The sequence below is a fragment of the Streptomyces sp. NPDC020917 genome, assembly GCF_044333795.1.
Classification (GTDB): domain Bacteria; phylum Actinomycetota; class Actinomycetes; order Streptomycetales; family Streptomycetaceae; genus Actinacidiphila.
This window is the reverse complement of record NZ_JBIRRR010000008.1, coordinates 359,331-374,919: the sequence shown is the minus strand read 5'-3', so window position 1 is coordinate 374,919 and position 15,589 is coordinate 359,331. Positions and strand designations below refer to the sequence as shown.

The 15,589-nt window shown below is 73.1% G+C and carries 12 protein-coding genes; 1 reads left to right on the top strand and 11 read right to left on the bottom strand.

Features of this window, described 5'->3' with window-relative positions:
- Nucleotides 1-470: 470 nt before the first annotated feature.
- The 8 genes from ACH4TG_RS20435 to ACH4TG_RS20400 all read right to left on the bottom strand — a co-directional run bounded on the left by ACH4TG_RS20435 (nt 471) and on the right by ACH4TG_RS20400 (nt 8,746).
- Nucleotides 471-1,085, bottom strand: coding sequence for a hypothetical protein (locus ACH4TG_RS20435; RefSeq protein ID WP_398243774.1), 615 nt, complete (start codon nt 1,083-1,085; stop codon nt 471-473).
- Between the two features lie 96 nt (nt 1,086-1,181).
- The gene (gene ahcY, locus ACH4TG_RS20430; protein WP_398243772.1) at nt 1,182-2,633 is read right to left on the bottom strand and encodes an adenosylhomocysteinase; all 1,452 of its coding nucleotides are present in this window, start codon (nt 2,631-2,633) and stop codon (nt 1,182-1,184) included.
- A gap of 247 nt (nt 2,634-2,880) precedes the next feature.
- Nucleotides 2,881-3,840: a cation diffusion facilitator family transporter gene (locus ACH4TG_RS20425; protein WP_398243771.1), complete on the bottom strand. Its 960-nt coding sequence runs from the start codon at nt 3,838-3,840 to the stop codon at nt 2,881-2,883.
- Between the two features lie 93 nt (nt 3,841-3,933).
- Nucleotides 3,934-5,142 (bottom strand): mannose-6-phosphate isomerase, class I, encoded by a 1,209-nt coding sequence (gene manA, locus ACH4TG_RS20420; protein ID WP_398243770.1) that lies wholly within the window; start codon nt 5,140-5,142, stop codon nt 3,934-3,936.
- Nucleotides 5,139-6,320: an SIS domain-containing protein gene (locus tag ACH4TG_RS20415; RefSeq protein WP_398243768.1), complete on the bottom strand. Its 1,182-nt coding sequence runs from the start codon at nt 6,318-6,320 to the stop codon at nt 5,139-5,141. The genes manA and ACH4TG_RS20415 overlap by 4 nt, the downstream gene beginning before the upstream one ends.
- Before the next feature lie 94 nt (nt 6,321-6,414).
- A complete protein-coding gene (locus ACH4TG_RS20410; RefSeq protein WP_398243767.1) occupies nt 6,415-6,594 on the bottom strand; it encodes a Trm112 family protein in 180 nt (59 codons plus the stop codon).
- Nucleotides 6,595-6,762: 168 nt separating this feature from the next.
- Nucleotides 6,763-8,163, bottom strand: coding sequence for a phosphomannomutase/phosphoglucomutase (locus tag ACH4TG_RS20405; protein WP_398243766.1), 1,401 nt, complete (start codon nt 8,161-8,163; stop codon nt 6,763-6,765).
- 163 nt (nt 8,164-8,326) lie between these two features.
- Complete coding sequence (locus tag ACH4TG_RS20400) at nt 8,327-8,746, bottom strand: DUF3499 domain-containing protein (protein WP_398243797.1); 420 nt, start codon at nt 8,744-8,746, stop codon at nt 8,327-8,329.
- A gap of 293 nt (nt 8,747-9,039) precedes the next feature.
- Between ACH4TG_RS20400 and ACH4TG_RS20395 the strand changes: the two genes are divergently transcribed.
- Nucleotides 9,040-9,492, top strand: coding sequence for a metallopeptidase family protein (locus ACH4TG_RS20395; protein WP_398243765.1), 453 nt, complete (start codon nt 9,040-9,042; stop codon nt 9,490-9,492).
- 115 nt (nt 9,493-9,607) lie between these two features.
- On the opposite strand, the gene ACH4TG_RS20390 is transcribed toward ACH4TG_RS20395, so the two are convergent.
- The 3 genes from ACH4TG_RS20390 to ACH4TG_RS20380 form a co-directional block, all read right to left on the bottom strand.
- On the bottom strand, nt 9,608-11,059 hold the full coding sequence (locus ACH4TG_RS20390; RefSeq protein ID WP_398243764.1) for a DUF5719 family protein: 1,452 nt from the start codon (nt 11,057-11,059) through the stop codon (nt 9,608-9,610).
- Nucleotides 11,056-14,886: a glycosyltransferase gene (locus ACH4TG_RS20385; RefSeq protein WP_398243763.1), complete on the bottom strand. Its 3,831-nt coding sequence runs from the start codon at nt 14,884-14,886 to the stop codon at nt 11,056-11,058. The genes ACH4TG_RS20390 and ACH4TG_RS20385 overlap by 4 nt, the downstream gene beginning before the upstream one ends.
- Before the next feature lie 233 nt (nt 14,887-15,119).
- Nucleotides 15,120-15,383, bottom strand: a complete 264-nt coding sequence (locus ACH4TG_RS20380; RefSeq protein WP_031519519.1) for a WhiB family transcriptional regulator — start codon at nt 15,381-15,383, stop codon at nt 15,120-15,122.
- Nucleotides 15,384-15,589 lie beyond the last annotated feature (206 nt).

Here is a 15,589-nt window from a genome sequence, read left to right as displayed (position 1 = left end):
TCCGTGAATGCTTCCGGGTAATCCCGGCAACACACGAAAGAGCGGCACCGCGAGGAGGAATAATCCCCGCAGTGCACAGCGTCCTCGCTGTGTATCGCCTTCCCAGCAACGGGAAGGACTTTCAAAGGAACCTCATCCACCACGGACTAATCCGTGAGGGACGGGGTATCAACATATCTGGCGTTGACTTTTGGCACGCTGTTGAGTTCTCAAGGAACGGAAGCTGCCTTCAGCGGCCCTTTCAGGCCCCTCCGGGCTTTCCCTTCGTTGTGTTCCAACCTTAGCAGATGCTTTCTGGTCGGAATTACCACCCGAGTTTCGGGGACACGACTGCCCGCCCTGAGATTTCTCTCGGTTCGGAGGAGGTGTCTTCGATAGACGGTGTGGCAAGGTTCGGTGTCGCCGACCGGACAAGCCGCCCGGTTCGTGACAACCGTTCAAACCTACCTCCTCCCCCCGGGGACGTCAAATCAGGCGAAGGTGGATGGCGGGGACTCCAGGTCCTCCAGCTCGATGCCGGGCGCCGCGAGGACGACGTCCCCGGCGATATGAACGTCGTACTGGTCGCCGGTCGCCAGGTCGGCCACGCGGAAGTTATCCACAGGCAGCGATCCGCTGTCCGTCGGATGTGCTGTCCTGGTGATCAACGACCACGACTGGTCGACGGTCAGCGGAGCGAGCACGGGGGGCTGGAATGAGACGAGACGTACGCGTGTGGCGGGTGCGCCCGGTTCGAGGCGCAGCAGCCGTGCGGTGGCGATCAGGAACGCCGGCGAACCCCCCGTGAACGCGTGCGCGGGCGCGTTCCCTTCATGCGCCTGCTCGCCGGTGGGATCGGTGCGGACCCACGTGACGCCGTCGAGGGCGGCGCCGCGTACCTGCCATCCGCCGGCATGCAGTTCGACGCGGATGGGGCGGCCGAGCGTGTCGATCGTCAGGTCGACGGATCCCGCGACGTCACCGCCGGGCGTTGTGGTCTGCGCGGTGTAGCGCCAGCCGGAGGGTCCGGTGGCGCAGTGGAAGTGTTCCTCACCGAGGGGGGTGTGGTCGTGCGTGTCATGGAACGAGTAGCGGCCGCGGGGCATCGTGTGGTCTCGGGATTCGGCGAGGCCCCCGCCTCGCGGACGAGACGGGGGCCGGTGTGCGAGGGTTCGGTGCGCGGCGGTGCCGTGCGCCGCTGGTCAGTAGCGGTAGTGGTCCGCCTTGTACGGGCCCTCGACCTTGACGCCGATGTAGGACGCCTGCTCCGGGCGGAGCGTGGTGAGCCGGACGCCCAGTGCGTCGAGGTGGAGTCGGGCGACCTTCTCGTCCAGGTGCTTGGGCAGCACGTAGACGCCGATCGGGTACTCCTCGGGCTTGGTGAACAGCTCGATCTGGGCGAGCGTCTGGTCCGTGAAGGAGTTGGACATCACGAACGACGGGTGCCCGGTGGCGTTGCCGAGGTTGAGCAGCCGGCCCTCGGACAGCACGATGATCTTCTTGCCGTCGGCGAAGGTCCAGGTGTGGACCTGCGGCTTGACCTCGTCCTTGACGATGCCGGGGATCTTGGCGAGCCCGGCCATGTCGATCTCGTTGTCGAAGTGGCCGATGTTGCCGACGATCGCCTGGTGCTTCATCCGCTCCATGTCGGAGGCGAGGATGATGTCGCGGTTGCCGGTGGTGGTGATGAAGATGTCGGCCGTCTCGACGACGTCCTCGAGCCGGGCGACCTGGTAGCCGTCCATCGCGGCCTGCAGGGCGCAGATCGGGTCGATCTCGGTGACGATGACGCGGGCGCCCTGGCCGCGCAGGGATTCGGCGCAGCCCTTGCCGACGTCGCCGTAGCCGCAGACCACGGCGACCTTGCCGCCGATGAGGACGTCGGTGGCGCGGTTGATGCCGTCGACCAGGGAGTGACGGCAGCCGTACTTGTTGTCGAACTTCGACTTGGTGACCGCGTCGTTCACGTTGATCGCCGGGAAGAGCAGCGAGCCGTCCTGCTGCATCTCGTACAGGCGGTGGACGCCGGTGGTGGTCTCCTCGGTCACGCCGCGGATCTCGGAGGCGAGCTGGGTCCACTTCTGCCCGTTCTCGCCGATCGTGCGCCGCAGCAGGTCGAGGATGACGCCGTACTCCTCGCTGTCGTCCGCGGCGGTGGCCGGCACGGAGCCGGCCTTCTCGAACTCGACGCCCTTGTGGACCAGGAGGGTGGCGTCACCGCCGTCGTCGAGGATCATGTTCGGGCCGCCGGTGGGGACGCCGGGCCAGGTCAGGGCCTGCTCGGTGCACCACCAGTACTCCTCCAGCGTCTCGCCCTTCCAGGCGAAGACCGGGATGCCCTGGGGGTTGTCGGGCGTGCCGTTCGGGCCGACGGCGATGGCCGCGGCGGCGTGGTCCTGGGTGGAGAAGATGTTGCAGGAGGCCCAGCGGACGTCAGCGCCCAGGGCGACGAGGGTCTCGATGAGGACGGCGGTCTGCACGGTCATGTGCAGGGAGCCGGTGATGCGCGCGCCGGCCAGCGGCTGGGCGGCGGCGTACTCCTCGCGCAGGGACATCAGGCCGGGCATCTCGTGCTCGGCGAGGGTGATCTCCTTGCGGCCGAAGACGGCCAGGGACAGGTCCGCGACCTTGTAGTCGGTGGCGGTGAGGGTCATGCGTGCTGCTCCTCGCGGTTGCGTTCGCGTCGGACAGGAAGTGTGCGCGGCCATGGGACGTCCGGGGGTGCCTCGTCGTGCGGACACACCTGTCCCCTTGCGGCAGCGCAATCCGTCGGAGGCCCTCTCTCCCTCGGCCGGTCAGCTCTCGGTGACCGCCCGACCGCCATCAGCAGCGACGTCTGGCTACGAACGAATCTACACCGGCGGGCCGGTCTGCCCCAGTGCGCCTCGAGCCGGGTGCGGCTCAGCGTCCGCCGGGAGTCTGGTCGGGGTCGGGGCCCGCCGCCGCGGCGGCCTCGCTGTAGATGTCGGGTTCGAGGTAGATGACGCGGGCGAACGGTTCGGCGGCGCGGATGCGCTCCTCGGCGGCGTCGATGGCGCGGGCGACCTCGGCGGCGGTGTCGTCGTGCTGGACCGCGACCTTGGCGGCGACGAGCAGTTCCTCGGGGCCGAGGTGCAGGGTGCGCATGTGGATGACGCCGGTGACGGTGTCGCCGTCGACCATCGCGGCGCGGATCCGGGCCAGCGACTCGGGGCCGGCGCCCTCGCCGAGCAGCAGCGACTTGGTCTCCGCGGCCAGGACCAGGGCGATGCAGATCAGGAGGGTGCCGATGCACAGGGTGCCGATGCCGTCCCAGATGCCGTCACCGGTGGCGAGGGCGATGCCGACACCGGCGAGCGCGAGGGCGAGGCCGATGAGGGCGCCGAAGTCCTCGAGGAGGACGACGGGCAGTTCGGGGGCCTTGGCCCGCCGGATGAACTGGGCCCAGGACAGCTTGCCCCGGGTGTGGTTGGACTCCTTGATGGCGGTACGGAAGGAGGAGCCCTCGGCGACGATCGCGAAGAGCAGGACGCCCACGGGCCAGTACCAGTGCTCGATGGCGTGCGGGTGGCGGATCTTCTCGTAGCCCTCGTAGAGGGCGAACATGCCGCCGACGGAGAACAGGACGATGGAGACGAGGAAGGCGTAGATGTAGCGCTCGCGGCCGTAGCCGAAGGGGTGCTCCTCGTTGGCGGCGCGCTTGGCCTTCTTGCCGCCGATGAGCAGCAGCGCCTGGTTGCCGGAGTCCGCGAGGGAGTGCACGCCTTCCGCGAGCATGGAGGAGGAGCCGCTGAACGCGAACGCCACGAACTTGGACGCCGCGATGGCGAGGTTGGCGCTGAGGGCCGCGACGATCGCCCTGGTTCCGCCTGACGCGCTCATAGGTGCTGGGAGTCCCTTCCGTCGTCCGCCTTTGCCGCGCCTTTACGGGCGCGACGGACGGACATTGTTGCAGCCTGCTCTCCGGGCGGTGCGTCAGGAGGCGACGGTGGCCCGGAAGACGGTGCCCGCACCGTCGAGCCGGGTGCGCTCGGTGGCCGGGACGTAGGCGGACTCGCCTGGGCCGAGGGTGAGTTCGCTGCCCGCCGCGCCGACGGTCTCCAGGCGCACCGTTCCGCTGGTGCACAGCAGGATCTGCGGGGTGCCGGCCTCCAGGGTGCGGGGGTCGGCGCCGGGGGCCAGGACGTACCGGGAGAGGCGGAACTCGTCGATAGGGGCGGCGTACAGCTCCTCGCCGTCGGCGGCGGCCTCGGGGCGCAGCACTCCCGGGTCGTCGGCCTCGAAGCGGACGATGCGCAGGAGTTCGGGGACGTCGATGTGCTTGGGGGTGAGGCCGCACCGCAGGACGTTGTCGGAGTTGGCCATGATCTCGACGCCGAGGCCGTCGAGGTAGGCGTGCGGCACTCCGGCGCCGAGGTAGAGGGCTTCGCCGGGCTGCAGCTGCACGTAGTTGAGCAGCATGGCGGCGATGATGCCGCGGTCGCCGGGGAAGCTGTGGGCCGCCTTGGCGTAGGCCGCGTAGTCGGCGGCGTACGGGGTGGCGGGGTCGGCGGCGAGGCGCGCGGCGGCTTCGGTGGCGGCGTGCACGGTGGCGACGACGGCCTGCGGGTCGGCGCCGAGCACCGCGGCCAGGACCTCGCGCAGGGCGCGGTCCTCGGGATGGGCGCGCAGGATGTCCACGTACGGGGCGAGGCTGTCGACGTCGAGGGCCTCGATGAGGTCGGCGGCGTCGGCCGGGCGGCGGAAGCCGCACAGCCCGTCGAACGGGGAGAGCGCCACGATCATCTCGGGCTTGTGGTTGGCGTCCTTGTAGTTGCGGTGCGGGGCGTCGAGGGGGACGCCCCGGGCCTCCTCATCGGCGAAGCCGGCCCTGGCCTGGGCGAGGTCGGGGTGGACCTGGACCGACAGGGGTGCGCCGGCGGCGAGCACCTTGAAGAGGAAGGGCAGGGTGGGGCCGAAGCGCTTGACGGCGGACTCGCCGAGTTCGCCGGCCGGGTCGGCGGCGATGACGGCGTCCAGCGGGACCGGGCCGCTGCCGCGGTCGATGCGCGAGGGCGCGCCGGGGTGGGCGCCCATCCACAGTTCGGCCTGGGGTTCACCGTTGGGCGCGGTGCCGAGGAGCTCGGGGATGGCGGTGGTGGAACCCCAGGCGTAGGGGCGGATGGTGTTGAGGAGGCGGTTCATGCCGGTGATGGTCTCTCGGTCGAAGCTACGGCCAGGTAAGCGGCGGCGAAATCCGTCAGGGCGAGGAGTTCGGCGGCGGTGTCCAGCTGGGTGTCCGCGGCGGCGGAGATCTCGCTGAGCGGGGTGTCGTGGGCGTATGCCTGCTCGCGTGCCGCCGGGGCGGCGGAGCCCGGCTGGTCGGCGGCCTCCTGGAGCAGCACGATCCGCAGTCGCAGACCGCCGGGGTCCTCGACGCGGTCGCGGAAGAAGTCGTCGGGGTCGGCGGCCAGGGCGCGGGTGGCGGCCTGGAGCGGGCCGTGGACGGTCAGGGCCGCGGGGAGTTCCGCGGCGAGCGCGGGCCGGCCCGCGTGGGTGGCGAGCACGGTCGCGAACCGGCGGGCGCCGGCCGCCGCGATCCGTCCCTGGCTCCACAACAGCGGGAGGGACTCGTGGAGTTCGGCGGCGAGGGTCTTGGCCGGGTTGGTGTAGGTGGCGATGGCCGGGCCACAGCGGGCGGCGACCTCGTCGAGCCGGTCGGCGACGCCTCGCAGTGCTGCCGGGGGCGCGGTGAGGATGCCGAGGCGGTCGGCGAGGGCGAGCAGCGGGACGGCCAGCGCCCAGAACGCCCCGGTGTCGGCGGCGGTCTCGGTGGTGGTGCCGCCGGCGCTGCTGCCGGGGGCGGCGCCCCAGTCGGGGCCCGCGGCGGTGTTGGCGTCGGAGGCGAACGGCAGGGCCATGCCCCGGACGTGGCGGACGGCCTCGGCGAGCGGGGCGCCCGGCGGGGTGACCGCGCAGGCGGTGCAGCCGCGCCGGTAGGCCTGCTCGACCAGGTCGGTCATGCCCTGTTCGGTGCCGCGCGGGGTGAGCAGGAGCAGCAGGTCGAGGGGGCCGGCCCAGCCGGGCAGGGTCCACCGGGACTGCTGCGGGGTGGGCCCGGAGGGACGGAGGAGTTCGACGGGGCAGGTGCCGGAGCTGAGCGCGCCCAGCAGGTCGGCGACGGCCGCCGCCTCGGGGCTGCTGCCGGCGATCAGCAGGGTGCGGGGGCGTCCGTCGGGCCGGAGTTCGGCCAGGCCCGCCTCCTCGGCGAGCCGCAGGGCGGTGCGGACGCGCGCGCCGGCGGCGGCGACGCCGAGCAGCAGCCCATGGACGTCTGCGCGCGCGAGCGCGTCGGGGTCCTCCAGCAGGGACTCGTCGAACACTGCGACCTCCCGGTCGGATGCGGCCTGGACCGGCCCGGCGTCGGGGCCGGGCTCACTCGGCCCGGTCGAACGGCGGGCGGGCGGCCATGTCGGGTCAGGAGGGGCGGCGGGCCTCGTCGACGAGCAGCACGGGGATCTCGTCCCGCACGGGGTAGGCCAGGCCGCAGGTGTCCGAGGTGCAGACGAGCTCGCTCGCCTCCTCGTCCTCGCGCAGCGGCGCGTGGCAGGCCGGGCAGGCGAGGATCTCCAGCAGGCTGGGTTCGACGAGCGGCATTGCGGTGTCCCTCCGGACGTGAGGCGGTGTGCAGCGGGCGGTCGAGGAGCCGGTCGCGCAGGCGGCGGCCGGATACGGCGTCGGATGCGGCGACCGGGTGGGGCGTGCGGCGAGCCGCCCGCTGGACCAGTGGCGTGCCCTCCGTGCGGCCCAGCCTATCGCCGCGGTTCAGGCGCGCACGATCCCCAGGACCTCGTCGCGGATGCGGGCGACGGTGGCCGCGTCGCGGGCCTCGACGTTCAGCCGCAGCAGCGGTTCGGTGTTGGAGGCGCGCAGGTTGAACCACCAGTCGCCGGAGGAGACGGTGAGGCCGTCGAGGTCGTCGAAGGTGACGTCGTCGCGGCCGGTGTAGGCGGACCGCACGGCCGCGGTGCTCGCGGCCTGGTCGGCGACGGTGCTGTTGATCTCGCCGGAGGAGGCGTACCGGTCGTACTCGGCGACGAGCGCGGAGACCGGCCCGTCCTGGGTGCCGAGGGCGGCGAGCAGGTGGAGCGCGGCGAGCATGCCGGTGTCGGCGTTCCAGAAGTCCCGGAAGTAGTAGTGCGCGGAGTGCTCGCCGCCGAAGACGGCGCCGGAGGCGGCCATCTCCTGCTTGATGAAGGAGTGCCCGACGCGGGTGCGGACCGCCTTGCCGCCGTGCTCGGCCACGACCTCGGGCACCGTCCAGGAGGTGATGAGGTTGTGGATGATCGTGGCACCGGGGTTCCTGGCCAGCTCGCGGGCGGCGACCAGAGCGGTCACGGCCGACGGCGAGACGGGTTCGCCGCGCTCGTCGACGGCGAAGCAGCGGTCGGCGTCGCCGTCGAAGGCCAGGCCGATGTCGGCGCCCGTCTCGCGGACCTTGGCCTGCAGGTCGACGAGGTTGCGGGGGTCGAGCGGGTTGGCCTCGTGGTTGGGGAAGGTCCCGTCGAGCTCGAAGTACAGGGGCACCAGGTCGATGGGCAGCCCGTCCAGGACGGTGGGCACGGTGTGGCCGCCCATGCCGTTGCCGGCGTCCACCACGACCTTCAGCCGCCGGATGCCGGACAGGTCGACGAGCGAGCGCAGGAAGCCCGCGTAGTCGCCGAGCACGTCGCGGGCGGTGAGGGTGCCCGGGGCCGCGTCGGTGGCCGGCACACCGGTCTGCGACCACTGCTCGGCGAGGCGGCGGATGTCGGCGAGCCCGGTGTCCTGGCCGATGGGCGCGGCTCCCGCGCGGCACATCTTGATCCCGTTGTAGCGGGCCGGGTTATGGCTGGCGGTGAACATGGCACCGGGCAGGTCGAGCCGGCCGCTGGCGAAGTACAGCTCGTCGGTGGAGCACAGGCCGATCTCGGTGACGTCCGCGCCGCGCGAGGCGGCACCGCGGGCGAAGGCCCGGGTGAGGCCGGGCGAGGACGGCCGCATGTCGTGGCCGACGACGATCGCGGTGGCGTCGGTGACGGTCGCGAAGGCCGCCCCGAAGATCTCGGCGAGCGGCTCGTCCCACTGGTCGGGTACGACGCCGCGCACATCGTAGGCCTTGACGATCTGCGACAAGTCGGCCACTTCGCACCTCTGCTGCACGCGTTCGGACGGTTGGGGACGCATCTCGCACCCTAAGGAGCCACAACCTACCGAAGCACGGCGACCTGCCGCGTAACGGGCCCGTACGGGCCAGGATTCGACACCCCGGCACGTGCCGCGCCGCGCGGACCGACGCCCTCAGGACTCCGGGCCTCAGGACTCCGCGGGCTCCATGACTCCGCGGGCTCTAGGACTCGGGTGACCGCAGCACCCGCAGATGGCCGCGCCGGGCGACCTCCATCGGGTCGATGTCGCGGCCGCCGGCACCCGCGGCGCGCTCCTGCGGCCGCGCCGCCTCGCGCACCGCGTTGGCCAGCGCCTCCAGGTCGTCGCCGCTGGGGCGCACCGGACCGGAGTCCGTCGCCAGACGCACCACTTCCCAGCCGCGCGGGGCGGTGAGCCGCTCCGAGTGCTCGGAGCACAGGTCGTAGCAGTGGGGTTCGGCGTAGGTGGCCAGCGGTCCGAGGACGGCCGTGGAGTCCGCGTAGACGTACGTCAGCGTCGCGACGGCGGGGCGGCCGCAAGCGGTGCGCGAACAGCGACGTACAGGGCTCACGAGGTTGGACGGTACCGCACTCTTGAGCGGGCCGCGACGACTCTCCGCCAGCTCACCCGCTCGTGTCGCCGTTCCGCGTCCGGAACCGATCACTCCGTCCGCCGGGCTCTGACCTGCACGGACAGCGCGGGGCCGGGTTGCCACTACCCGCGGTAACGGCCCGCCTGCCTGCGCCGGGGGTGACGGGGTCGGTCATGAGGTGGCGTATATCCGTCATATTCCTGGCCTGATGCGGTCCCACGCCCGGCATCCGGCGACAGCGAAACGGCCGCCGTCCGCTCTTTCGCGGACAAGGGCGCGATCCCATGCTGTACGTGCCTGCTCACAGGACTAGGCTCACGTCGATGGACAGCACGGCACCCACCCCACCGACCCCTCCCGCACCGCGTCCGCGCCACCGCGACCGCCACGGGCGCGGGATGCGCGGACCCATCGCGCCCCCGCAGGTGCCGCTCGCCCTCAGCCGCGCGGACGCCTTCGACGACCTCGTGCGGGACGCGGCGGACCGGCTGGAGCGGCGCTGGCCGCAACTGGCGGACGTGGAGTTCGCCGTGCAGGAGGTGCCGTGGCCGCAGGACGGCCCGGCCTCGGACGGGGACCCGGTGCCGCTGGGCCGGCTGATCGGTGCGGGCAAGGACCGCCCGAGCCGGATCGTCGTCTACCGGCGCCCGGTGGAGATCCGCGCCAAGAACCGCGACGAGCGCGCGCTGCTCGTCCACGAGGTCGTCGTCGAGCAGGTCGCCGAGCTGCTGGGGCTGTCCCCGGAGAACGTCGACCCCAAGTACGGCGAGGACTGAGCCCCCGGGACCTGCCCGCCGCACGTCGCGGGCCGGACCGCCGCACGCCAGGGCCGCGGGCCGCTCTCGGCGACCCGCGGCCCTGGCTCAGCGGTTGAGGCTCGGCGGTAGAAGCTCAGTGGTTGAGGATCTGCAGCCGGGACCCGGCCTTGGGCACGGACACCATGCCCCGGTCGTCCGGCATCGTCTGGATGGTGAACATCGGGATGCCGTCCAGCGGCAGCGCCAGCGTCCGTGACGCGTAGACCGTGCCGCCGCCGGGCTGCGGTTCGATCGTCACCGCGAACGCGCCGCTGCCCGCGCTCTGCGGCGCCAGGGACAGCGTCGAGCCCGCCTTGACCGTGACGGTCTTGGTGACCGCGTCGCCGCCGGACGTCCCGGCCGACGAGGTGATCTTCACGCTGGTGTCCTTGCCGGTGGCGGTCAGCGCGAGCGTCGTCCCCTTGGTGCGGTTGTCGGCGACGGTGGCGCGGGTGTCCACCGGGGCGGTCGCGGGCAGGAACGCCAGGTCCTGGGAGCTGCCCTTGCCCCGGGTGACGCGCAGCGCGGCGACCACCGGAACCGGGCTGTGCGAGGTGCTCGACGCGATGAGCAGCGACCCGGGCTCGCCCTTGGTGACGTCACCGAGGTCCACCGCGGTCGTCATCCCGCTCTTGACGTGCAGCGTCTCGTTCCCCGCCGGGGTGATGGAGCCGGTGGACGTGGCGAGCTTCAGCGTCAGGTCCGCGTCGTCGCCGCCCGGGTCGAAGACCACCAGCCGCACATCGCTGGCGTCGCCGGGGATCCCGGGCATCACCAGGCTGGTCGCCGGGTCCCCGGCGGCCGGCAGCCAGTCCGCGCCCTTGTTGCTGTCGGTGGCCTGCACGGCCGCGCCGACCCGGCCGCTGCGCGCGACGACGTGCAGCGTCAGGTCCTGCTCCTTGTCGGCGACGAGGGTGGACAGCAGCACGGGCTCCGCGCTGTCGCCCGGCACCGTGATGCCGTCGCCGGTGGCTGCCTTGAGCTGGCCGTCCTTGCCGTACATCTGGACGTCGACGACGGCCGGCGCCTCGTCCGGGTTGACCAGCTGCAGGTAGTCCTGGCGGCCGGCCGCGGTGCTCGCGCCGGCGAACCAGAACTCGCTGTCCGGGACCAGGCAGGAGGTGCCCAGCAGGCCGCGGGCCGCACCGGAGTCGACGACGGTGCTCTGCTGGACGGTCCATCCCGGGGCCAGCGAGCCGTCGGCGGTGCCGATCAGCGCGGGGGCGTCCGCCTTGTCGGTGGTCGCGGTGACCGGCTTCCCGGGCGCGGTCAGCGGCGCGATCGGCTTGGCCTTGGCCGCCGCCGGGACCAGGGAGGCCGTGCCGCTGCCGCCGGAGGATCCCGGTGTGAAGGACGTGTACGTGGTGGTCGCGAACTCCGACGAGGAGGGCGGCGGGCACAGCAGCGTGGTGCGCTGCACCGGCAGCCGGGCGGCCGAGGCGGCGGGCGCCGCGCTCGAGTCGCTGCCGCCGGTGAGCGACGCGGCGCCGGTCAGGACGACGAGCGCGGCGACGGCGCCGGCCAGGGAGATCGTGCTGCGGTTCACCGGTGGTCGCTCCCGTCACGGTGCTGGTCGCCGTCTGCGTAGTAGCCGGCGGGGTCGTTCGGGCCGGTGTAGCCCTGTTCCCCGTAGCCGTTCTGCTCGTCGTAGGCGTTCTGGTCCGGGTAGCCGTTCTGCTCGGCGTAGCCGGGCTCGTTGCCCTGGGGGGTGTAGGCGTCGTAGCCGGGCTGCGGCGGGACGTATCCGTAGCCGTCGCCGTACGCGCCCTGCTCGGCCCCGTAGCCGGACTGGTCGGGGTAGCCCTGCTGCTCCTGACCCTGCCCCTGCGCCTGCCCCTGCCACGGGCCGGCCGCGTCGCCCGCCTGGGCATAGGCGGGGTCGGCGTAGCCCTCCTGGTAGCCGTAGTCGGCGCCGGCCGGGACCGCGTACGGGTCGTACTCCGCGCCGCCGGTGCCGTAGCCGGTCCGGCCGGCGTACCCGGCCTCCTCGGACGCCTCCTCGCCGGCGGCCGCGCCCTGCTCGGCGGGCTGCTCGGCGGCCTCGGGCGCCTGCGCGGCCTGCTGGGCCGCGGCCTCCGCCTCGGCGGCGGCCTGCAGGCGGCGGGCCCTGCGGCCCTCGCCCGAGGGCTGCACCGGGACGGCGGCGGCCGCCTCTGCCTCCGGCAGGTCGTCGTCGATGTCGCGGCGGCGGCCCGGCAGGGCCAGCACGATCACCACGAGCAGCAGGAACGCCTGCGCGCCGAGCCAGCCGATGTGGGTCATCGGCTCCTTGTAGGTGACGTCCAGGTGGCCGCCGGACGAGGGCAGTTCGAAGCCCTGCGCCCAGCCGTCGACGGTCGTCGGGGTCAGCGGGGTGCCGTCGAGGGAGGCGTGCCAGCCGGCGGCGGCGGAGTCGGCGAGCCGCAGCACCCGGCCCGAGGGGCCCGCGGGCACGGTGGTGTGCGCCTCGACGTGGCCGGAGACCACGGAGACGGGCAGCGCGCCCTTGCTGGTGATGGTGATGCGGGAGACGGTCGTGTTGACCCGCCACAACTCGCTGCCGTCGGTCTGGCTGACCCGGGAGAGCCCCGGGGTGCTGTCCAGGACGCGGCTGAAGGAGCGCGGCGAGCCCTTCTGCGCCAGCACGTAGCGGACCGCGTAGCCGGCCAGCCGGCTGCCCTGGTCGGCGCCGGAGCCGGCGACGAGGTTGGCGACCACGGTGTCCAGCGCGGGGTCGGCGGGGGCCGCGGCGGCCAGTTCGGCGTCGCCGATCTTGGCGCCGGAACCGCGCACCAGGGCGTAGGTGACGTCGCCGGGGGTGCCGTTGAGCACGAGGGTGCGGGGCTGGTCGCCGGTGGTGGCCTCCTCGGCCACGAACGCCGGGACCTGCTGCGGGTCGCCGCGCCGGATCGGGCCGCTGGCGCCGTCCGCGACCCAGGTGAACGCGGCGAGCAGCGGTGCGACCACCGCGGCCAGGGCGATCAGGCCGGCGACCGGCTGGCGCCAGCCGAAGCCGCTGGCCGCGATGCGCTCCTTGGCGCCCTCGGCGCCGACCGCCGCGGCGGCCAGCAGCGCGAGGCCGTAGACCAGGGTGGCCGGGCCCGCCCAGTTCTTGCCGTTCTCGACGACGGCGAACAGCAGGCCGGCCAGGGCGGCGGCCCAGGCCGCGGTGACGGCGGTGCGCCGGGTGCCGCGCATCAGGGCGGCGAGCGCGGCCAGCAGCACGCCGACGAGCAGGACGCCGCCGGACGCCTTGGGGCCGCCGGGGCTGAGCAGCAGCAGGTCGAGGCCGGAGGCGCTCTTGGTGCCGTAGGGCAGGCCGGCCTCGTGCAGCAGGCGGCCGGGGTGGCCCAGCAGGGTCAGCGACCAGGGCGCCAGCAGCACCATGGGGGTGATCAGCAGCGCGGCCGAGCGCAGCACGTGCGGGACGACGAGCTGGGCGGCGCCGCCGACCAGCCGCCAGCCGAGGACGGACGCCGCGAGCACTACGGCTATCAGCCAGGTCACCGGCGTGAACGCGGTGGTGAAGGTGAGCATGAGGGCCAGCGCCCAGGTGGCGCGCCAGCCGGGTCGCACCCCGCGCTCGATGGCGGACTCGCCGAGTTGCAGGCCGGCGTAGGACACGGCCGCGCGGGCCATCAGCGGCAGCAGGATCGCGAGCACCGCGGTGCCCAGCCGCCCGGCGGCCAGCGCCCCGGTCGCGGCGGGCAGGAAGGCGTAGGCGACCGACGCCCAGGCGCGCAGCAGCCGCGACTCCACCAGCGGGCGCGAGGCGAAGTAGGCGGTGACGCCGGCCAGCGGCACCGAGGCGACGAGGAACAGCGTCAGCGTCAGGCTGGTGGAGCCGAACAGGACGGTCGCGAAAAGTGCCAGGACCGCGATGTAGGGGGGTGCGGACTCGGTGCCGCCGGTGCCCAGCGCGTGCCAGGACCCGGCGTAGGTGCCCCACAGGTCGGAGGCCCCGGAGCCGGCCGGCAGGAGGGCCCCGCCGGACAGGATCCCGCCGCCCAGCAGGGAGCGGCAGGCGGCGAGCGACACCACGAGCAGCACGGCGAAGAGCACCGGGCCGGGCTTGCGCGCCAGCCGCTTGAGCCGGGCGAACTGCTCGACCTCCAGGAACTCCCCGTCATCGTCGCCCGGTCCGGACTCGACGGCGCCGCCGTGGCGGCCGGCCGCCGCGGTGGACGCGTCGGCGCGGCCGGCGATGTTGCTGACGACCTGGTCGACGGTGGCGCGGACGGTGGCACCGGGCGGCGGGAACAGCGGCCGCAGTTCGGACGGCGGTACGGCGCCGCGGCCGCGTCTGCGCCGGGCGCCCAGCAGCCGGGCGGGCCGCAGCAGGACTCCGAGCAGGCCGACGATCTCGTCGACGGCCTGGCCGGGCACCTTGCCGACGAGGTAGGCGAGGGTGCGCAGCAGGGTGCCGACGATGATCCGCAGCGCCACGTACGGGAGCAGCGGGCCGCGGGTGTTGGCGAGCAGGGTGTAGACCGCGCCGGCCTTGTCCACGCGGTGCGGGTTGACCGCGGAACGCCCCGCGCAGTCCACCGGGCGGCGCTCGCGGGAGGCCGCCTCGGCGTGGCGCAGCACCGCGTCCGGGGCCACCAGGACGCTGTGCCCGGCGGACTGGGCGCGCCAGCAGAAGTCCACGTCGTCGCGCATCAGGGGCAGCCGGCGGTCGAATCCGCCCAGCTCCTCCCACACGTCGCGGCGCACCAGCATGCCCGCGGAGGACACCGACAGCACCTGGCGCACCTGGTCGTGCTGGCCCTGGTCCTGCTCGCGGCGCTCCAGTCCGGTCCAGCGGCGGCCGCTGCGGGCGATGCTGACGCCCACTTCGAGCAGCTGCCTGCGGTCGTACCAGGAGCGGAGTTTGGGGCCGATGATCGCGGCCGAGGGCGTGGTCTCCGCGGTGCGCAGCAGGGCGGCCAGGGCGCCGGGGTCGGGCTCGCAGTCGTCGTGGAGCAGCCACAGCCACTGCACGGGCTCGCCGTGCGGTGCCGGGGCCTCGTCGTACGAGTCGTCGTTCCAGGTGCGGTTGACGGGGTCCCAGCCGCTGCGGCGGGCGGCGAGGTACGGCAACTGCTCGGCGGTCAGCGGCGGGGCGGTGCGCACGGCCTCGTCGACGGCGGCACCGAAGCCGGTGCGCCGGGCGAGGTGGAGGACGCGCTGGTCGCCGAGCGCCTCGGCGAGCAGGCGGGCGGAGTCGTCGGCGCTGCCGGTGTCGGCGGCGATGACGTCCTGGACCGGGCGGTCCTGGGAGAGCAGCCCGTCGAGGGCCTGGCGCAGCCAGCGCGCGCCGTCGTGCGCGACGAGCACGGCGGTGACGACGTGGCGCGGGAACTCAGGGGTGCCGGCCGGATGGACGGCCGGTGATGGGCTGTTCACGGACATCGAGGTTCTGGCCCCGGTTCGCTGGACTGCGGTGGACGCAATCGTCCCGGTTGGTGCGGGACGGACGTCTCGGACGGCCCCCCACACTAACGGCTCACACCGTCGGCGCCGTCCGGGTGTGAGAACAACAGCAGCCCGCCTGCCCCGCCGGACGGCGGGCAGGACGGGCTGGAAGGCGGCTTTTCCCGGGCCTGCGCGGGGTCGGCGCGCAGGGGCGGTGCGTCAGCCGGACCTCAGACGACACCCTTCTTCAGGCGCCGCCGCTCGCGCTCGGACAGGCCGCCCCAGATGCCGAAGCGCTCGTCGTTGGCGAGCGCGTACTCCAGGCAGTCGGACCGGACTTCGCAGGCAAGGCAGACTTTCTTCGCCTCGCGCGTGGAACCGCCCTTTTCGGGGAAGAACGACTCAGGGTCGGTCTGCGCACACAGCGCGCGCTCCTGCCAGCCGAGTTCCTCGTCGGCCTCCTCGGCCAGCAGCAACTGGAACTGCTCGGTCATGCGCGCCCCTCGTCTGTCGTGCTTCCCCGTGATGTTGCCTGCCGTCATCCCTGTCCGGCTGAACGACACGAGTGAAATTACAAGTGCGTGGATCCAGGCCAGTCAAGCGGAGATCTGCTATTGGGCCCGTTATTCACTCCGCTGAACCAAGGGGTGACAGAAAGTGTTGAAATCATCTCAAAAACCCGCATGCGTCAACCCCGGCC